The sequence below is a fragment of the Quadrisphaera sp. GCM10027208 genome, assembly GCF_042658805.1.
Classification (GTDB): domain Bacteria; phylum Actinomycetota; class Actinomycetes; order Actinomycetales; family SCSIO-59966; genus SCSIO-59966.
Window position 1 is genome coordinate 1 of sequence record NZ_JBHSRC010000004.1, and the last position, 17891, is coordinate 17891.

The window sequence follows — 17891 nt, forward strand, 5'->3', positions numbered from 1 at the left end:
GCCCACTCGGCGCGACAGCCGGGCCCTTGCCATACCCCCGACCCGCCCGGGTGACCTGGACCACTCAAAATCGGCGATCCGGACTCCACCCACCGGCAGCATGAAAGACCGAGGCTAAGGCACCAATTAGTGCCTGAATCTGCCCGCCCAGCGCGGCATCGTCCCAGGTCAACGGCGCGCCACCCCACCCCACCGTGAGTGGGTGACCGAACTCAGGTCCAAGGCCGTCGTCGGGTACCGCACCGTGTTCCCGACCCGGAAAAGGGCCCGCGCAGCTATTGCCGAGTACATCGAAGTGTTCTACAATCGTCGACGTTTTCACTCAGGCCTGCGCTACAAGACTCCGTCCGAGGTCGTCGACGAGTACAAGCAAAACTACTCAATCGCCGCATGAAACATGCAAATGTCACCGTCCGCATAAGATCCACCAGCCCACTCACGGCGCACGTGGATCAGGGCTCAGCCGCGACTGACGACGCGGGCCAGCAGTGACCGCCAGGAATGGGTGAAGGCCTCAACTGAGTGATTCCGCTCGTATGCCTCGCGCGATTCTTTGCGCGATGCGCGGCAGAGGTCGACGTCGCTGAGCAGTTCGGCGACGGCCGTGACGAGGCCGCCGATGTCACCGGGCCGGACAAGGCGCCCGGTGCACGGCGGCACGAGGTCAGCGAGGCCGCCCGTGTCGTATGCGACGACCGGAATCGACATCGACATCGCCTCAACGACGGTCAGAGGCTGCGCCTCGAGCGGGTAGGTGGACGGGAAGACGAAGACGTCCGTTGACGCGAGCAGCCGCCATTTCTTGTCCCCGCTCACGTGGCCGGTGAACCGGAGGTTGTCGCCGAGGCCGTACTCGGAAGCCCGGTCCTGAAGCGACGAGAGATAGCCCTGGTCGCTGGTGGTGCCGGCGACGATGAACTCCGCGTCCGGATGGGAGGCATGCAGCGCGGCGGCGAGACTGATGAATGCGTCCGCGCCCTTCTCGGGAAGGAGGTTCGACATGAACGTGACGCGCTGCGCTCGCCTCGACTCTGGGGGGTAGTCGCCCGCGACGTCGGGAACGGCGTTCGGGATGGCGATCGCATCTTCGGTGAAGGGAAGGACATCGGGCTTCATCGCCTCCCCGAGCACGACGACGGCATGGCTGCCGCCGAGCAACGTCTGCACCTGGCTGCCAAGCCAGGGAGAACGTCGGGCGAGGGCCGCGTACCCGTTGGCGTGGATGTAACTGATGTAGGGCAGCCGTCGACGTCGAAGCCAGGCCGCGATCTTACAGTCGAGCAGGAACGAGGCAAGGCGATTGCTCACGAAGAACACGCAGACATCAGGTGCGCCCCTCTTCACGGCGCGACGGATCCGCCTGATGGATCCGAACGCTCGGAGGAGCTTCCGAGGGGTGACCGAGCCGATCTCTGACGCGCTCCGGCTGAGATCCTTGCTCACAACGTCGACCGTATAGCCGGCACCCGCCAGCCGGTCGGCAAGCAGACGAGTCATCGCTGACGAGCCGTGGATCGGGGGCGGCAGCTGGCCGATGATCAGCACCCGAGAGCCGACCGCCTCCTCATCAGCGGACACGGCGGGCTCCGCGCGTGAGTGCGAGGCGCTCCGACGTCGAGCACGAGACGGCACTGCTGCGCGCCGACCTCCGGGGCGAGATGGCCGGTCTGCGCACCGACCTCAAGAGCGAGCTGGCGGGCCTGCGCACCGACCTCAAGAGCGAACTGGCGGGCCTGCGCACCGACCTCAAGAGCGAACTGGCGGGCCTGCGCACCGACCTCAAGAGCGAACTGGCGGGCCTGCGCGCCGACCTCAGGGGCGAGATGGTGACCCAGACGCGGTGGATGGTCAGCGTCCTGACCGTGCTGGCCACGGTGTTCACCGCGGCGAACGTGCTGACGTGACCATCTGGCGCACCGTCAGTACGCGCCGCGACTGCTCACCACGGCACGCAGCGTCTTGGCGAGGATGAGCAGGTCCTCGGTGATCGACCAGTTCTCGACGTAGAAGAGGTCGAGGCGCACGCTGTCCTCCCACGACAGGTCCGACCGGCCGCTCACCTGCCACAGCCCGGTCATCCCCGGTCGCATCAGCAGACGCCGCGCCACACGCTCCTCGTACGTCGCCACCTCGTGCGGCAGCGGCGGACGCGGGCCCACCAGGCTCATCGTGCGGTTCAGGACGTTGAACAGCTGCGGCAGCTCGTCCAGGCTGTACCGGCGCAGCACCCGGCCCACCCGGGTGACGCGCGGGTCGTCGCGCATCTTGAACAACGGCCCGGCCGCCTCGTTGGCCGCGATCAGCTCGGCCAGCCGCGTGTCGGCGTCCACCACCATGGTGCGGAACTTCAGCATGTCGAACGGCGCGCCGTTCAGGCCGATCCGGCGCTGGCGGTAGATGACGGGACCCGGGTCGGTGAACCGCACGAGCAGCGCGATCGTGACCAGCAGCGGGCTCAGCACCACGATGCACGCCGACGCGACGACGAGGTCGAACAGCGTCTTGCCGACCTTGTTGGCTCCGACGTAGCGCGGCGCCTCGACGTGCAGGAGCGCGAGACCGCCGACCGGGCGCGTGTGCACCCGTGGGCCGGCGCCCTGCACGAGGCTCGGGGCCACGATGAGGTCGGTACCGGTGCCCTCGAGCTGCCAGCCGAGGTCGCTGAGCTCCTCGTACCGCTCCACGCTGGCGACCGCCACGGCACTGGCGCCCACCTCCCCCGCCAAGCGGACGACGTCCGACGGGTCGCCGAGGACGGGGACGCCCAGCTCGTCACGCAGCTCCTGGGCACCTCGCTCGTCGACGTCGGAGACGCACAGGCCCACGACGTGGTAGCCGGCGTGCTTCTCCCGCTGCAGGCTCTTCGTCAGGTCGCGCACGTGGCCCGCCGCGCCGACAACCACGACCCGGTCGGACCAGCGGTCAAAGCGACGCTGCAGGTGCAGGTACTTGCGCCACATCCACCGGCTGACCAGCAGCATGGCCAGGCCGGCGGGCAAGGCGAGCAGGAGGAAGCCGCGGGCCACGTCGGTCCGCGTCAGGTAGGCGACGATCGCGATGAGGCCGAACAGGCGCACGCTTGCGTCCACGACGCGCCGGTACTCCTCGTAGCCAACACCGATCACCGTCGGGTCGCGGGTGTCGAAGGAGGTCAGGGCGCCGAACCAGACCACACCCAGCAACAGGGACAGCGCCAGGTAGCTCGGCGCGAAGCCGCCAAGGTCGAGGGCGGCGGCGTCGTCCATGCCGAACCGCGTGAGGTACGCGCCGAGCACGGCCCACAGCAGGACGAGCGCGTCGGTGACCGCGAGGCGCCGCTTGTAGCGGGCCGCCCACGTCGTCCTGCGAACTGCCGTCCGGCCCGTGTGCACGCCGCGATCCCCGTCCTCCCCCGGGGCCCCCGGGCCCCGTGGCGGGGAGGCTAGCAGCGAGGTTGTGGACAAGCGCTGGACGCCGGATGGGTTCTGCGACGCTGAGAGGCGGTCTCGGGGGGCGGATCCTGGGCCGGCGATCACCGAAGGTGGCACCATGGCAGTCGACGAGTCATCGCGTCACCTGCTGTACGAACAGGCGGCATGCGCGCTGGGGACCGAGGCGGCTGATGTGCTCATGAACCACCTCCCGCCGGCCGGGTGGAGCGATCTCGCCCGCCGCGGCGACGTCGAGCACGAGACCGCCCTGCTGCGGGCAGACCTGACGGCGACGATCGCCGGCGTCCGCACGGAGCTCAGGGGCGACATCGCGTACCTACGCACCGAGCTCAAGGACGACATCGCGTACCTACGCACCGAGCTCAAGGACGACATCGCCGGCGTCCGCACCGAGGTCAAGGACGACATCGCCGACCTGGCCACGCGCCTCGAGACCCTGCGTGCCGACCTGATGGCAGGCATGGTCACCCAGACCCGGTGGATGATCGGTGTCATCACCGTGATGACCGCCATCTTCACGACGGCAACGCTCCTCGGCAGGTGACGTCGGGTACGCGCCGTGGCCCCACGCCGTCCCCCACCGCCGTCCCCCACCGCCGTCCCCCACCGCCGTCCCCCACCGGAGGTTCGCGCCGGTAGTGGTGGTCATCCGGCCCGCGTAGACCCCCCATCACCACCACTACGGGCGCGAACCCCCCAAGGGAAGGCGTCAGGTCGGCTCAGGGTGCGGACACCATGGTGCGGCGCATGGGCGCGGCCGGCGCGACGTCCAGGGGGTTTGCGTACGGCATCAGGTCTGACCGCCGCACTGCGGCACGGGGGTCAGTCGGCCGGCCGGCCTGACATGGGACACACGGTGACGCCCCACCGCCGTCCTCGCCACAGGTTCGCGCCGGAAATGGTGGTCATCCGGCCCGCGTAGAGGCCACATCACCACCACTACCGGCGCGAACCCCGGGGCGGGTCGACCGGGCCCGAGGGGCGCGCTGCCCGGGTCAGGCGGCCTTCGCCTCCCGCGGACCTCTGAGCCGTCACCCGCTGCGCAGCCGCCGCGCCGTCCTCGGGGCGGCCGAGCAGGTACCCCTGGCCCAAGTGGCAGCCCGCCGCACGCAGTACGTCGCGCTCGGCGTCCGTCTCGATGCCCTCGGCCAGCGCCACGGCCCCGAGGGACGTCGCGAGCTTGACGATGCCGTTCACCATGCGGGTGGACTTGGGGTTGCCCGGCGCCGCCGCCACGAAGGACCGGTCCACCTTGACGATGTCGACGTCGAACTGGTGCAGGTAGGCCAACGACGACTCCCCGGCGCCGAAGTCGTCCAAGGCGATGAGCACGCCGAGCGCCCGCAGCGCCTTGAGCTGCCTGACGGCAGCGGGCACGTCCGCGAGGATCGCGGTCTCCGTCAGCTCCAGGCACAGCCGCGGGGCCGGGACGTCGGCCTCCCACAGCGCCCGCCGCACCGTAGCGACGAAGCCGGGGTCCGTGAGCTGTGCGGCCGAGACGTTGACCGACATGACGAGCCGGTCGTCGTCCCGCAGCATCTCCGCCAGGCGGGCGAGCGCCGTGCGCAGCACGAACGCCCCGACCCGATGGATGACCGGCGTGCGCTCGGCGGCCGGGATGAACTCCGCCGGCGGCACCGGTCCGCGCTGAGGGTGCGTCCACCGGCACAGCGCCTCGAAGGAACGCACCCGGCCGGAGTCCAGCTCGACGACCGGCTGGTAGGCGACCCACAGCTCGCCACGCGCCAGGGCACGCTGGATGGATGCGGAGACCCGGACGTCGTGCACCCGCTGGACGACGCTCCAGTGCGACTCCGCGGTCAGCCAGGCCACGAGGTTGCCGACGACGAGGAAGGCGACCAGCCGGCCCATCCAGTTGAGCACGGGCTGCGGCGTCCAGCTGGCCACGTCGACCGGCGTCAACGGACCGGCGACCAGGCCGGCCGCGACCGCGGTCAGCGTCGCACCGCGCCAGCCGAACCGGCTGGCTGCGAGGATGACCGGCACGTAGAACAGGTGCGGCAGCACCGTGCGCGAACCTCCGGCCGCGAGGGTGGCGAGCCAGGCGCCGGCGATCCAGGCCGCAGTGAGGGCACCGGCCACCGGCCACGGCAGGCGCGTCGACGCGGCCAGCGCCCGCCCCATCGGCACCCACGTCCGGCCTGACGTCTCCCGGTCCTCGCGCATAACGCCACATATCGGCGGGACCGGGTGGCACTTGAGGTCGTGCAGGTGACCAAGGTCCCTACCGGAACGGACCGGCTACGGCGCAGGCGCATCGACGCTCAGGTACCGAATGCCGGATTTCACCCGTTCTTCACGGTGTGCTGGCGCGGCGGTCCCTCGCCGGTCCACCCGCCTGCCTACCGTCCAGGCCCATGCCGAACCTCCGCCCCGCCGCGCTCACCGCCGGTGCCCTCGCCTCCGCAGCCCTGGCCGCCGCCGTCGGCGCCGGTCCCGCCACCGCCGCCCCGCCGGAGCCCAAGGTCGTCCTGTTCGCGATCGACGGCTTCGACGCCGAGTACCTCGACGGCCGGGTGCCGCTACCCAACATCGAGGCGCTCGCCCGGCGCGGGTCGGTCACGACCGGCACCGGGGTCATGGCGACGGTGACCAACCAGTCGTGGACGTCGGTCTCCACCGGCGCGTGGCCGGAGCGGCACCTCAACGCGGCCTACTACTACGACGAGGAGGCCGGCGTCGTCCGAGGTCAGTCCCGGGCCAGCGCGGTGGAGGGCCTGGGCGAGTCGCTGCGCCGGCAGGGCCGCACGATCGCGTCCGTGCAGTGGTTCATCCTGCAGAACAAGGGCGTCCAGTACGGCGACCCGCAGGGCCTGTACACCCAGCCGGGCGGGGACTGCACTCGCCGCGGGGACGACGCCGTGGCGATCCTCGACGGGCGGCCGGTCCGCTCCGGCGACCAGGACGTCGTCGTCCCGGAGGTGCCGGACCTGCTCGCCGTCTACTGCGACGACCTGGACGCCGCCGGCCACGCCACCGGGGACGACAGCACCGAGATCGAGGAGGCGCTGCGGCGGGTCGACGAGCAGGTGGGCCGGGTCGTCCAGGCCACCCGCCGCGCCGGGTCGTACGACCAGACCACGTTCGTCCTGGTCGGCGACCACGGCATGACCTCCTACGACCGGGTCAACGGTCCACAGACGGAGGCCGCGGTGGACGCCACCGGGTACGAGGCGCAGTGGGTCTCCTCGGGCCGCAGCCCCGCGCCCGGCACGGACGTCGTCCTGGCCGGCGGCGGCCTGACCTCGGTGCACCTCATCGGCGACGCCGCCGCCGACCCGGGCGCGCTGGACGTCGTCCGGGCGGCGATCGCCTCGGTCGAGGGCATCGACTCGGTGGTGGACAAGGAGCAGCAGGCGGCCTGGCGGATGGCACCCCAGTACGGGGACCTCGTCGTCGAGCCCGAGCCCGGGTGGGCGATGTTCGCCGCGGACGCCCCGTACACCCGCGGCCGGCACGGCACGTCCCAGGAGATCTCGGTGACGTTCCTGCTGTCCGGCAAGGGGATCCGTCCCGGCGCGGCTCCGGCGGACCCCCGTCACGTGGACGTCGCCCCGACGGTCTCGGCGCTGCTGGACGCCGACCCGCCGGCCGCCGTCCAGGGCCGGGTGCTGACGGAGTCCCTGCTGCCGAGCAGCTGACCGCCCGGGGCGGGTGGCGACCCGCGGCGAACGGCACGCGGGGACCGGGTCCGCGCCCGGCCGCCGCGTCACCGCTGTCCGCACGCCGCGTCGAGCAGCGCCTCGACCGCCGGCACGAGCGACGCGGCCATCGCGGCGTACACCTCCTCGCCGCGCCGGTAGGGGTCGACGACGTCGTCCTCGGCCGGGTCGGTGACCGGCACGAACCCCCGCTTGGCGGCGAGCGCGGGCACGAGCGCACGCAGCCGCGCCTCCAGCGGGCCCTCGGGCAGCTCGGCGGGGTCGACGGCCCCGGCCAGGCGGGCGGCCTCACGGAGGGTGAAGGTCCGCCGCGCCGCGCGGGGGTGCAGCGTGACGACCGCGGCGCGGTGAGCCCGGGTCAGCGGCAGCACGAGGTCGGCCTCGGCGACCATCTGCTCGGCGAGCATCCGCGCCCGGTGCCCCGCGGCGTCCCCGCCGTGCCGGGTGACCAGGTCACGGGTCGGGTCGGTCATCGCCTCCCCGACCAGGGCGCCGGTCCCCGCGCTGGAGACCTCGACGGTCGCGGCCTGCTCGCCGCAGCGGGCCGCCAGCCCGCTGCGCAGCAACCGCTCGGCCATCGGGGAGCGGCACACGTTGCCGGTGCAGACGGTGAGGATGCGGAACGTCACGGCACCAGTCTGGCGAGTGCGCCGACGACGTCGGCCGGCCCCGGGTGTCTACTGGGCTCATGAACGTATGCATCCCCCTGGAGTCCGACGGCAGCACCGGACGGCGGTGGGGCAAGGCCGAGCGCGTCGCCGTCGCCGTCGTCGAGGACGGCGACATCACCGACTGGCAGGAGCACGACGTCCGCTGGGACGTCCTGCACGACGAGGGCACCGAGGGGTCGCACCACGCACGGATCGCCCGCTTCCTGCGGGAGCACGACGTCGACGTCGTCGTCGCCGGCCACATGGGCGAGGGGATGACGCGCATGCTCGGCACGATGCAGATCCGCACCGTGCTCGGTGCCGGTGGCCCCGCCCGCGAGGCGGTCCGTGCCGCCCTGGCGGAGTCGGCCGCGGAGTAGTCCCGCCGTGGTGCGTGCCGTCAGGAGTGCCTGCCGTCAGGCCGTCAGGCCGTCACCCGCCTGAGCAGCAGGTACAGCTCGCAGCCCAGGCAGAACGCGAACACCGCGTTGAGGAACGCGGCGACCAGCGCGGCCGCCACCGCCAGCAGGAACAGCCACGTCACGCCCGTGAGCCCGCCGACCAGGCCGAGCAGCGCGAACACCAGGCCCACGGCCTGGGCGAACCGCGGCGGCCGCGGGTCCTCGGTCTCGCGGGTGGGGCCGAGCCGGGGGCGCACGAGCCGCGCGAACACCCAGCCGTACGGGCCGCGCCCGACCGCGCCGAGCGCGAACACGACAGCCTGGACGGCGAGCAGGGCCACCCCGGGGGTCCCGTCGCCGAGCACCATGACCAGCGCGAGCACGACCGTCGTCACCCCGGCGGCGAAGCGCGGGCCGCGGACGTCGATGGGGGCCAGGTCAGCCATGCCGCACCTCCGCGGCCTGCGGCACGGCCGCTGCCAGGGCGTGCGCCGCCTGCTCGAGCGTCGGGGCCCCGGACGCCCGGCGCACCACCCGGCCGGCGGCGTCCAGCACGAGCACCGTCGGGGTGCGCCGCACGTCGAGGCGACGGACGAGGTCGAGGTGGTGCTCGGCGTCCAGCTCGACGTGCGCCACCCCGGGCGTCGCGGCGGCGAGACGTCCGAGCACGGCCCTGGCCTGGCGGCACGGAGCACAGAACGCGCTGGACAGCTGAACCAACGTGGCCCGTTCACCGAGGGCGGCGCCGCCCAGGTCGGTAGAGGTCAGCACCTCACTGGTCTGCACGGCGTGGTCCCTCCCGTCCCGGCGGCGCAGCCACAGCCCGGCCACGACGGCGAAGGCGGCGACCAGCGCCAGGAGCAGCAAGCGCACGATGAGGCTGTCGGTCACGTCGGCAGGGAACCGCACCTCGGTCCTGGCACTTCCCGGCGTCCGCATCACGGACGAGTTGTTCAGACACGTCGGCGACACGGGCACCGGGCCGGGCCGCGCGAGATCGCCGGCCCGTGCGGCAGTCGCCGCGACTCGTAGGCTGCGCCGGGTGAACGACGTCCGGATCACGACCCCCGACCACCTGGCTCCCGAGGACGTCGAGGCGGTCACCGCCCTGGTGGCCGCCGCCGTCGCGCAGGACGGCGCCAGCCCGGTGTCGGAGCACACCGACCTCGCCCTGCGCCGGGGCGGGGACGGGCTCCGGCTGGTCCTCGCGCTCGCCGGCTCGGACGTCGTCGGCTGGGCCGGCGTCACCGGCGGGGACCATGCCACCGGCGGGGACGATGCCACCGGCGCGGACGGCGCGTCGGCCGAGGTCGTCGTCCACCCGTACCACCGCCGGCGGGGGATCGGCCGCCGGCTGGTCACCGCCGTCCTGGACCACGGGCCCCGGACGCGGTTCTGGGCCCACGGCGACCTGCCGGCGGCCCGGGCGCTGGCTGCGGCCCTCGGGCTGGTGAAGGTGCGCGAGCTGTGGGTCATGCGCCGCCCGGCGACCGACCCGCTGCCCGACCTCACCGTGCCGCCGGGGGTGCGGCTGCGCGCCTTCCGGCCCGGTCAGGACGACGACGCCTGGGTCGCGCTCAACGCCGCCGCCTTCGCGGAGCACCCGGAGCAGGGCGCGATGACGGTGCGGGACCTGCGGGAGCGGATGGCCGAGCCGTGGTTCGACGCCGACGGCTTCATCGTCGCCGAGGACGCCGCGACCGGGGAGATGCTCGGGTTCCACTGGACGAAGACCCACCCCGCCGAGGGCGACCAGCGGCCAGTCGGAGAGGTGTACGTCGTCGGGGTCGCCCCCGCGGCACAGGGGCGGGGGCTCGGCCGGGTGCTCACCCTGGCCGGGTTGCACCACCTGGCCCGCCAGGATCTCGGCGAGGTGCTGCTGTACGTCGAGGCGGACAACGACCCCGCCGTCCGGGTCTACTCCGGGCTCGGGTTCACCCGCTCCTCCGCCGACGTCCAGTACGCCCACCCCCTCCCCACCCGTCGGTGATCATGCAATCCCGCCACCCTGCCCGCCCCCGCCCCCCTCGGTGATCATGCAATCCCGCCACCCTGCCCGCCCCCGCCCCCCTCGGTGATCATGCAATCCCGCCACCCCGGAACACGTCCACATCGAGACGGGGTCGTATGACCGCCCCAGGGCCCCACCTCGACCGCGTCGGCGACAGCAGATGGACCCTCGCGGCCTTGGCCGGTCTGGCAGCTCTGGTGACTGTGGCGGCGCTGGCGGCTCCGGCGACCCTGCGACGCTGGGCCCGCTCTCGGTCACGGACCTCGTTCGCGCGCGGGGTCCGTCACGGCCTAGCCGGCATGTCGCGCCCCGAACGCAGCATTCTGCGGGCCGGCCGCGGGGCCACGAGGCCCTGTGCGAGGTGGCGGGATTGCATGATCACCGAGGGAGGGACGGGGGCAGGGCGGAAGGGGTGGCGGGATTGCATGATCACCGAGGGGGTGGGGGCGCGCAGGGTGGCGGGATTGCATGATCACCGAGGGAGGGACGGGGCGGGTGGGGGGTGTGCCTGTCATGATGCGGGCATGAGTCAGCCGGCCACCCGGACCAGCCGCCTCCGGCACGGGGAGAGCTCGACCCGGGCCTCCTCCACCGGGCTGACGCGTGCGGCCACCGTCACCTCGGCCGGCGCCGACGAGGCCGAGCTGCCCGCCGACCGTTTCCTCGACCGGGAGCTCAGCTGGCTGGCGTTCAACGAGCGGGTCCTGGAGCTCGCCGAGGACGAGACCCAGCCGCTACTCGAACGGGTCCGCTTCCTGGCGATCTTCGCGAGCAACCTCGACGAGTTCTTCATGGTCCGCGTGGCCGGGCTCAAGCGCCGGATCGCGACCGGCCTCGCCGTCACCGCGGCGTCCGGGCTCGAGCCGCGTGAGGTCCTCGACGCGATCAGCGAGCGCGCCCACGAGCTGACCGCCCGCCACGCCCGGGTGTTCACGGAGTCGGTGCGCCCCGCCCTGGCCCAGCAGAACATCACCTTGGTCCGCTGGCACGACCTGTCGGACGCCGAGCAGGCCCGGTTGCACGCGTTCTTCCGGCAGAACGTGTTCCCGGTGCTCACCCCGCTCGCGGTGGACCCGGCCCACCCCTTCCCGTACATCAGCGGGCTGTCCCTCAACCTCGCCGTCGTCGTGCAGAACCCGACCTCGGGCAAGGAGCACTTCGCCCGGGTCAAGGTGCCGCCACTGCTGCCTCGCTTCGTGGAGGTCGACACGACCGGGCGCGGCGCCCGGTTCGTCCCCCTCGAGGAGATCATCGCCGTGCACCTCGACCAGCTCTTCCCGGGCATGACGGTGCTGCAGCACCACACGTTCCGGGTGACGCGCAACGAGGACCTCGAGGTCGAGGAGGACGACGCCGAGAACCTGCTCCAGGCGCTGGAGAAGGAGCTGCTACGTCGCCGGTTCGGGCCACCGGTGCGGCTCGAGCTCGCCGCAGACGCCGAAAGCAGAGTGCGGGACCTGCTCGTGCGCGAGCTCGGCGTCCACGACAAGGAGGTCTACGACCTGCCCGAGCCGCTCGACCTACGCGGGCTCAACGACGTCGCGGACCTCGAGCGCAACGACCTGCACTACCCGAAGTTCGTGCCGCGCACCCACCGTCAGCTCACCGAGGGCCGGGAGACAGCCAAGCCCAGCGACGTCTTCGCGGCGATCCGGCAACGAGACATCCTGCTGCACCACCCGTACGACTCGTTCTCCACGAGCGTGCAGGCCTTCCTGGAGCAGGCGGCCGACGACCCGCAGGTGCTGGCGATCAAGCAGACGCTGTACCGCACGAGCGGCGACTCGCCGATCATCGACGCGCTCATCGACGCCGCCGAGTCCGGCAAGCAGGTGCTGGCCCTCGTGGAGATCAAGGCACGCTTCGACGAGCAGGCGAACATCACCTGGGCCCGCAAGCTCGAGCAGGCAGGCGTGCACGTCGTCTACGGCATCGTCGGCCTGAAGACCCACGCCAAGCTCAGTCTCGTCGTCCGGCAGGAGGCGGGACGGCTGCGGCGCTACTGCCACGTCGGCACGGGCAACTACAACCCCAAGACCGCTCGTCTGTACGAGGACCTCGGCCTGCTGACCTGCGACGACGACGTGGGCGAGGACCTGGCCAAGCTGTTCAACCAGCTCTCCGGGTACGCACCGAAGACCACCTACCGCCGGCTGCTCGTCGCCCCGCACTACCTGCGCAACGGCCTCATCGACCACATCGAGCGGGAGGTGGACCACCACCGCGCCGGCCGCCCCGCCGCCGTGCGGCTCAAGTTCAACTCCCTGGTCGACGAGGCGATCATCGACGCCCTGTACCGGGCGTCCCGGGCCGGTGTGCCGGTGGACATCTCGGTCCGCGGCATCTGCGCGCTGCGTCCGGGGGTGCCGGGGCTGTCCGAGACGATCCGGGTCCGCAGCGTGCTCGGCCGCTTCCTCGAGCACAGCCGGGTGTTCTGGTTCGCCAACGGCGGCGACCCGCTGGCGTACATCGGCAGCGCGGACATGATGCACCGCAACCTCGACCGGCGGGTGGAGGCGCTCGTCCGACTCACCGACCCCGAGCTGATCGCGACCGCCGGCGAGCTCGTCGCGCTCGCGGTGGACGACCGGACGTCGTCCTGGCACCTCGGCCCGGACGGCGTGTGGACGCGGCACGCCGTCGACGAGGACGGCAAGCCGCTGCGAGACCTTCAGCAGCACCTCATCGACCTCAACCGGGGGCAGCCGGCCACCCGGCGGCTCACGTGACCGTGGCGCAGGACGCCGGCCGGTCCGCCCGCCGGGACGGCCGCTGCGGCACCGTCCTGGCGGCCGGCGCCCTGTGCTGGCGGCGTCGTCCGGACGGCACCCTGGAGGTGCTGCTGGTCCACCGCCCCGCCTACGACGACTGGTCGTGGCCGAAGGGCAAGCTGGACGACGACGAGCCGGCCGCGGTGGCCGCCGTCCGGGAGGTCGAGGAGGAGACCGGCCTGCGGGTCACCCTCGGCATCCCGCTGCCCCCGGCGCGCTACCGGCTGGCGTCCTCGCTGGACAAGCACGTCGCGTACTGGGCCGCGCACGTCCCGGACGCCGAGCTGCCGGCGCCGCCGCGGCCCCAGGAGGTCGACCGTGCGGAGTGGGTCGGTGCGGACGAGGCGATGCAGCGGCTCACCCGCCGCGGTGACCGCCAGCAGCTGCAGGCCCTCCTCGACGCGGACGCCGAAGGGATCCTGGACACCTACGCGCTGCTGGTGCTGCGTCACGGGGACGCCCTCGCCCGCGCGACGTGGCCCGGCCCGGACGACGAGCGGCCCCTGGACCCCCGGGGGCGCGAGCAGGCCGCGGCCCTGGTCGGTCTGCTCGGCGCCTGGAGCCCGGCACGGGTGGTGAGCAGCCCCGCCGCCCGGTGCACGCAGACCGTCGAGCCGTTCGTCCGGGCGACCGGCACGCCGTTGCGGACCAAGGGCCGGCTGTCGGAGGACGGGCACCGGGAGGACCCGACGAAGGTCCGCGCATACGTCTCCCGGCTGCTGGCCCGCGGGGAGTCCGCCGTGGTGTGCACGCACCGCCCGGTGCTGGGCACCCTGCTCGGCGGGCTGGCCGGCAACGCAACCCCTGGTGTCGCGGACGGCATCCCGCGGCGGGATCCGTTCCTGGCGCCGGCGGAGGTGCTGGTGCTGCACGTGTCGCGGCGCAGCGGCAGGGTGGTCGCCACCGAGCGGCACCGGCCCTGCGACTGACGGCGGCGGCCGCCCGCCGCGGGTGATCGAGATGCCGGTCCGCCCCGGCAGTCCTACCGTGGAGCAGGTCGGCCGACCGGCCGGAGAGACCCTCTCGAAAGGACTGCGCCATGGGGATGGACGACAAGCTGAGCAACAAGGGCGAGGACCTCGGCGGCAAGGCCAAGGAGGCCGCCGGCCGCGCCACCGGCGACGAGGAGATGGAGACCGAGGGCCGCGTCGACCAGGCCAAGGCCGACCTCAAGCAGGCCGGCGAGAAGGTCAAGGACGCCTTCAAGAGGTAGTCACCCCCGGTCAGGGAACCGCCTCCGACGGATCCGCGGACGGCTCCGGCGGTTCGCCGTCCGGGGGCGGCTCCCGCCAGGTCGAGACGACCATCCACGCCACGGCAGCGAACGGGACGGCGAGGATGGCCCCGATGATCCCGGCCAGGATCGTCCCGGCGGTCAGGGCGAGCAGGATGGCCAGTGGGTGCAGCGACAGGCTGCGGCCCAGGACGACCGGGGCGAGCACGTCCCCCTCGATCTGGTTGATGGCGACGACGACCGCGACCACGATGAGCGCGGTGATCAGGCCGTTGGAGACCAGGGCAATGAGCGCGGCGAGCGCCCCGGCCACGGTGGCCCCCACGAGCGGCACGAAGGCGCCGAGGAACACGACGGCGGCGAGCGGCAGGGCGAGCGGCACCTTGAGCACTGCGAGCGCGATGCCGATGAGGACGGCGTCGACGAAGGCGATGACCGCCGTCCCCCGCACGTACCCGCCGAGGACGTCGACCGAGCGGGTGGCGACGACCTCGTAGCGGTCGTCGGCACGCTGGGGCAGGAACTGCCGGATGAACGCCCAGATCCGGTCCCCGTCACGGAGCACGAAGAACAGCAGCACGAAGCCGAGGAGGATGCCGGTGATCACCTCGGCGACCAGAGTGGCACCCGAGATCGCCCCGGACTGGACGCCGGAGCTCTGCAGCAGCTCGGTGAGGGACTGAAGCGCCGCGTCCAGCTGCTGCTGGCTCAGCCCGAGCGGCCCCTCGGTGAGGAACCGGACGAGCTCGTCGAGACCGTCCCGGGCGCCCTGCACCAGCTGGTCCCACTGATCGCTGACCGCGCGGCCGACGAGCCACCCGGTCCCGCCGATCGCGGCCAGGCCGGCGAGCATGGTCAGCCACACCCCGAGGGTTCGCGGCACCCCTCGCCGGCCCAGCCAGGCCACCAGCGGCGCGGCGGCGGCGGCGATCAGGGTGGCGATGAGGAAGGGCACGACGACGAGACGCAGGGACACCCCGGCGTAGGCGACGACGACGACGAGCGTCACGACGAGGAGCACCTGCAGGCTGCGGACGGCGGCCCGTCCGAGCCCGTCGGCCCACAGGTCCCGGTCCGGTCTGGCCGGGTCCCGGTCTGGTCTCATCGGCTCACGTCGCACGGCGGAACCCTCCCACGGCCCACCGACGGCGGCATGTCACTGCCGGTGCTGGCCGGCGTCGACGACGTCGCCGACCAGCTCCTCGAGCACGTCTTCGAGCGCGGCGACGCCGACGAGCCGGTCGTCGTGAGGGTCGACGACCCGGGCCAGGTGCGCACCGCGGGCCTGCATGGTCGCCAGCGCGTCTCGCAGCTGCTGGTCGACCCCGACGGTGACGAGCGGCCGCACCCACTTGCGGTGCAACGGCTCGGCGCGCCGGGCCGCGGGCGTGCCGAGCACGTCCTTGAGGTGCACGTAGCCGGACAGGTCACCGCGGCCGTCGACGACGGGGAACCGGGAGAAGCCGGTGCGGGCGCAGACCGACTCGAGGTCGGCGACGCTGACGTCCTCGGGGACCGTGACGAGGTCGTCGACGCCCAGGACGACGGAGCGCACGGTGGCGTCGGTGAACTCCAGGGCACCGGTGAGCAGGTCGTGCTCGTCGTCGTCGAGGAGGCCCTCCCGCCGGGACTGGGCGATGAAGCCGGCGACCTCGTCGGCGGTGAACGCCGAGGTCACCTCGTCCTGCGGCTCGACCCGAAGGATGCGCAGGACGACGTTCGCGAGCGCGTTGAGGGCGAGGATGACCGGCTTGAGCGCGGTGACGAACGCGTACAGGGGCGGTCCGAGGGCGATCGCCGACCGCTCCGGACCGGCGATCGCGATGTTCTTCGGCACCATCTCGCCGAGCACCATGTGCAGGGTCACGACGATCGCCAGTGCGACGACGAGGGCGACGGGGTGCACGAGCCCCTCGGGCAGCCCGGCGGCCTCGAACAGCGGCTCGAGCAGGTGCGCGACTGCGGGCTCGCCGACCGCGCCGAGACCGAGCGAGGCCATCGTGATCCCGAGCTGGGCGCCCGCCATCATCAGCGAGACGTTCTCCATCGCCCGAAGGGTGGTCCTGGCGAACCGGGACCCTGCCTGGGCGCGAGGCTCGATCTGGGTGCGGCGGGCGGAGATGAGCGCGAACTCGGCGCCGACGAAGAAGGCGTTGGCGATGAGCAGCAGGACGGCGACGCCGAGGGCGGTGAGGTCACTCATCGTCACCCTCCGGCACCGGGTGCCGGGTGAACCGCAGCCGGTCGACCCGGCGGCCGTCGAGCCGGGTCACCTCCAGGGTGACCGGCACGGGGGCGGGCACGCCGTCGGCGTCCCGGTCCTCGACGTCGGCGGCCACGAGGTCGACCGAGTCGCCGACGGCGGGCATCCGGCCGAGGTGCTCGGTGACCAGGCCGCCGAGGGTGTCGGACTCCTCGGCGTCCGGCAGGCGCAGCCCGGTGAGGTCCTGCACCTCGTCGGGGCGCAGCAGGCCGGACAGCACCCAGCCGCCGCCGGGCAGCTCGCGGACCCGGCCGACGGGCCGGTCCTGCTCGTCCTCGATCTCCCCGACGATCTCCTCGACGAGGTCCTCGAGGGTGACGATGCCGTCGGTGCCGCCGTACTCGTCGACGACGAGGGCCATCTGCGGGCCCGACCGGCGCAGCACGCCGAGAAGCGGGTCGAGCTCCATGCTCGCGGGCACCGCGGGCAGGTCGTGCACCACCTCGCGCACCGTGCGCGTCGCCCGCTCCTGCGGTGGGACGGCGACGGCGTGCTTGAAGTGGACCATCCCGATGACGTCGTCGACGCCGTCCTCGATGACCGGGAACCGGGCGTGGCCGGTGGCGGACACCAGCTCCAGGACGTCGGCGACCGCCTGGCCGGCCTCCACGAACCGGACCCTGGGCCGGGGGGTCATCACGTCGGCGGCGCGCCGGTCGCCGAACTCGATGGAGCGGGCGAGCAGCTCGGCGGTGCTCTCCTCCAGGGTTCCCCGCTCGGCCGAGCGCCTGGCCAACGAGACGAGCTCGGCGCCGCTGCGGGCGGAGGCCAGCTCCTCGGCCGGCTCCATCCCCAGGGCCCGCACGATCCCGTTCGCCATCCCGTTGAGGACGACGAGCAGCGGCCCGGCGGCCCAGGTGAAGCCCCGCTGGAACCCGGCGACGGCCCGACCGACCCGCATCGGCTCGGCGATCGCCCAGTTCTTCGGGACCAGCTCGCCGAACACCATCTGGGTGGCGGTGACGACGACGAAGGCCACGGTGAACGCGGTCCCCGTGACCGCGGCGTCCGGCAGGCCGGTGAGACCCAGCGGCCCGCGCAGGAGCTCCCCGAGCGACGGCTCGGCGAGGTAGCCGACGACGAGCGAGGTGACGGTGATGCCGAGCTGGGCCCCGGACAGCTGGGTGGACAGCCGCCGCAGCGCGGCGAGCAGACCCCCCGCCCGGCGGTCCCCGGTCTCGGCGAGACGCTCCACCGAGGGGCGGTCGACGGTGACCAGGGAGAACTCGGCGGCGACGAACAGGGCGTTGGCGACGATGAGCAGAACCGCGAGACCCAGGAGCAGGAGCTCGGGCATCAGCAGGGCCCCGGATGTGAGGTCATGGTGGGACAGATTAGAGGGGACCCGCCCGGTTCACCTTCCGGCCGCCGCCACGTGCCCAGCGGGTCAACGAATGACCCACGTGCGTTCACTCGGCGTTCACCCATGTCGCCGCGACGCGTCACC

17 protein-coding genes and 1 pseudogene are annotated in these 17891 nt (G+C 72.8%); 9 read left to right on the plus strand and 9 right to left on the minus strand.

The window, feature by feature from the left end; genetic code table 11:
* Window positions 1–217 precede the first annotated feature (217 nt).
* Window positions 218–394, plus strand: a pseudogene (locus ACFP6A_RS07680) (IS3 family transposase); the annotation flags it as partial.
* Window positions 395–459: 65 nt separating this feature from the next.
* Here ACFP6A_RS07680 and ACFP6A_RS07685 read toward each other — a convergent pair.
* Window positions 460–1578, minus strand: a complete 1119-nt coding sequence (locus tag ACFP6A_RS07685) for a glycosyltransferase family 4 protein (protein WP_379602925.1) — start codon at window positions 1576–1578, stop codon at window positions 460–462.
* A 14-nt stretch (window positions 1579–1592) separates the two neighbouring features.
* Between ACFP6A_RS07685 and ACFP6A_RS07690 the strand changes: the two genes are divergently transcribed.
* The gene (locus tag ACFP6A_RS07690) at window positions 1593–1904 is read left to right on the plus strand and encodes a hypothetical protein (protein WP_379602927.1); all 312 of its coding nucleotides are present in this window, start codon (window positions 1593–1595) and stop codon (window positions 1902–1904) included.
* Window positions 1905–1919: 15 nt separating this feature from the next.
* Here ACFP6A_RS07690 and ACFP6A_RS07695 read toward each other — a convergent pair whose 3' ends face one another.
* On the minus strand, window positions 1920–3371 hold the full coding sequence (locus tag ACFP6A_RS07695) for a sugar transferase (protein ID WP_379602929.1): 1452 nt from the start codon (window positions 3369–3371) through the stop codon (window positions 1920–1922).
* A 157-nt stretch (window positions 3372–3528) separates the two neighbouring features.
* Here ACFP6A_RS07695 and ACFP6A_RS07700 point away from each other — a divergent pair, with 157 nt between their 5' ends.
* The gene (locus ACFP6A_RS07700) at window positions 3529–3975 is read left to right on the plus strand and encodes a hypothetical protein (protein WP_379602931.1); all 447 of its coding nucleotides are present in this window, start codon (window positions 3529–3531) and stop codon (window positions 3973–3975) included.
* Between the two features lie 395 nt (window positions 3976–4370).
* On the opposite strand, the gene ACFP6A_RS07705 is transcribed toward ACFP6A_RS07700, so the two are convergent.
* Window positions 4371–5618 carry an EAL domain-containing protein gene (locus ACFP6A_RS07705; RefSeq protein ID WP_379602932.1) on the minus strand — a complete coding sequence of 416 codons (1248 nt, stop codon included), beginning with the start codon at window positions 5616–5618 and terminating at the stop codon, window positions 4371–4373.
* A gap of 191 nt (window positions 5619–5809) precedes the next feature.
* Between ACFP6A_RS07705 and ACFP6A_RS07710 the strand changes: the two genes are divergently transcribed.
* A complete protein-coding gene (locus tag ACFP6A_RS07710) occupies window positions 5810–7093 on the plus strand; it encodes an alkaline phosphatase family protein (RefSeq protein WP_379602933.1) in 1284 nt (427 codons plus the stop codon).
* Between the two features lie 68 nt (window positions 7094–7161).
* Here the strand turns inward: ACFP6A_RS07710 and ACFP6A_RS07715 are convergent, their stop codons facing one another.
* Complete coding sequence (locus tag ACFP6A_RS07715; RefSeq protein ID WP_379602934.1) at window positions 7162–7743, minus strand: low molecular weight phosphatase family protein; 582 nt, start codon at window positions 7741–7743, stop codon at window positions 7162–7164.
* A 59-nt stretch (window positions 7744–7802) separates the two neighbouring features.
* On the opposite strand from ACFP6A_RS07715, the gene ACFP6A_RS07720 reads away from it, so the two are divergent.
* Window positions 7803–8144, plus strand: a complete 342-nt coding sequence (locus ACFP6A_RS07720) for a NifB/NifX family molybdenum-iron cluster-binding protein (RefSeq protein ID WP_379602935.1) — start codon at window positions 7803–7805, stop codon at window positions 8142–8144.
* Between the two features lie 44 nt (window positions 8145–8188).
* Here ACFP6A_RS07720 and ACFP6A_RS07725 read toward each other — a convergent pair whose 3' ends face one another.
* Both ACFP6A_RS07725 and ACFP6A_RS07730 read right to left on the minus strand, forming a co-directional pair.
* The gene (locus ACFP6A_RS07725; RefSeq protein WP_379602936.1) at window positions 8189–8611 is read right to left on the minus strand and encodes a DUF4395 domain-containing protein; all 423 of its coding nucleotides are present in this window, start codon (window positions 8609–8611) and stop codon (window positions 8189–8191) included.
* Window positions 8604–9056, minus strand: a complete 453-nt coding sequence (locus ACFP6A_RS07730) for a thioredoxin family protein (protein WP_379602937.1) — start codon at window positions 9054–9056, stop codon at window positions 8604–8606. The genes ACFP6A_RS07725 and ACFP6A_RS07730 overlap by 8 nt, the downstream gene beginning before the upstream one ends.
* Before the next feature lie 151 nt (window positions 9057–9207).
* On the opposite strand from ACFP6A_RS07730, the gene mshD reads away from it, so the two are divergent.
* From mshD to ACFP6A_RS07750, 4 genes are all read left to right on the plus strand, one after another.
* Window positions 9208–10155: a mycothiol synthase gene (mshD, locus tag ACFP6A_RS07735; RefSeq protein ID WP_379602938.1), complete on the plus strand. Its 948-nt coding sequence runs from the start codon at window positions 9208–9210 to the stop codon at window positions 10153–10155.
* 545 nt (window positions 10156–10700) lie between these two features.
* On the plus strand, window positions 10701–12905 hold the full coding sequence (locus ACFP6A_RS07740) for an RNA degradosome polyphosphate kinase (protein ID WP_379602939.1): 2205 nt from the start codon (window positions 10701–10703) through the stop codon (window positions 12903–12905).
* Window positions 12902–13876, plus strand: coding sequence for an NUDIX domain-containing protein (locus tag ACFP6A_RS07745; protein WP_379602940.1), 975 nt, complete (start codon window positions 12902–12904; stop codon window positions 13874–13876). The genes ACFP6A_RS07740 and ACFP6A_RS07745 overlap by 4 nt, the downstream gene beginning before the upstream one ends.
* 110 nt (window positions 13877–13986) lie before the next feature.
* Window positions 13987–14160 carry a CsbD family protein gene (locus ACFP6A_RS07750; RefSeq protein WP_379602941.1) on the plus strand — a complete coding sequence of 58 codons (174 nt, stop codon included), beginning with the start codon at window positions 13987–13989 and terminating at the stop codon, window positions 14158–14160.
* Between the two features lie 10 nt (window positions 14161–14170).
* Here ACFP6A_RS07750 and ACFP6A_RS07755 read toward each other — a convergent pair whose 3' ends face one another.
* From ACFP6A_RS07755 to ACFP6A_RS07765, 3 genes are read right to left on the minus strand one after another with little or no spacing between them, the layout of a single operon-like run.
* Window positions 14171–15286: an AI-2E family transporter gene (locus ACFP6A_RS07755; protein WP_379602942.1), complete on the minus strand. Its 1116-nt coding sequence runs from the start codon at window positions 15284–15286 to the stop codon at window positions 14171–14173.
* A gap of 51 nt (window positions 15287–15337) precedes the next feature.
* The gene (locus ACFP6A_RS07760) at window positions 15338–16384 is read right to left on the minus strand and encodes a hemolysin family protein (protein WP_379602943.1); all 1047 of its coding nucleotides are present in this window, start codon (window positions 16382–16384) and stop codon (window positions 15338–15340) included.
* The gene (locus tag ACFP6A_RS07765) at window positions 16377–17741 is read right to left on the minus strand and encodes a hemolysin family protein (protein WP_379602944.1); all 1365 of its coding nucleotides are present in this window, start codon (window positions 17739–17741) and stop codon (window positions 16377–16379) included. Before ACFP6A_RS07765 ends, ACFP6A_RS07760 begins: the two co-directional genes overlap by 8 nt.
* Between the last annotated feature and the right edge of the window lie 150 nt (window positions 17742–17891).

What these genes read in the sequence shown, in the direction of transcription:
- ACFP6A_RS07740 (WP_379602939.1), top strand. Translation starts at nt 10,701, where the DNA reads ATGAGTCAGCCGGCCACCCGGACCAGCCGCCTCCGGCACGGGGAGAGC.
- ACFP6A_RS07710 (WP_379602933.1), top strand. Translation starts at nt 5,810, where the DNA reads ATGCCGAACCTCCGCCCCGCCGCGCTCACCGCCGGTGCCCTCGCCTCC.
- ACFP6A_RS07765 (WP_379602944.1), bottom strand. Translation starts at nt 17,741, where the DNA reads ATGCCCGAGCTCCTGCTCCTGGGTCTCGCGGTTCTGCTCATCGTCGCC.
- ACFP6A_RS07720 (WP_379602935.1), top strand. Translation starts at nt 7,803, where the DNA reads ATGAACGTATGCATCCCCCTGGAGTCCGACGGCAGCACCGGACGGCGG.
- ACFP6A_RS07755 (WP_379602942.1), bottom strand. Translation starts at nt 15,286, where the DNA reads ATGAGACCAGACCGGGACCCGGCCAGACCGGACCGGGACCTGTGGGCC.
- ACFP6A_RS07750 (WP_379602941.1), top strand. Translation starts at nt 13,987, where the DNA reads ATGGGGATGGACGACAAGCTGAGCAACAAGGGCGAGGACCTCGGCGGC.
- ACFP6A_RS07760 (WP_379602943.1), bottom strand. Translation starts at nt 16,384, where the DNA reads ATGAGTGACCTCACCGCCCTCGGCGTCGCCGTCCTGCTGCTCATCGCC.
- ACFP6A_RS07700 (WP_379602931.1), top strand. Translation starts at nt 3,529, where the DNA reads ATGGCAGTCGACGAGTCATCGCGTCACCTGCTGTACGAACAGGCGGCA.
- ACFP6A_RS07725 (WP_379602936.1), bottom strand. Translation starts at nt 8,611, where the DNA reads ATGGCTGACCTGGCCCCCATCGACGTCCGCGGCCCGCGCTTCGCCGCC.
- ACFP6A_RS07705 (WP_379602932.1), bottom strand. Translation starts at nt 5,618, where the DNA reads ATGCGCGAGGACCGGGAGACGTCAGGCCGGACGTGGGTGCCGATGGGG.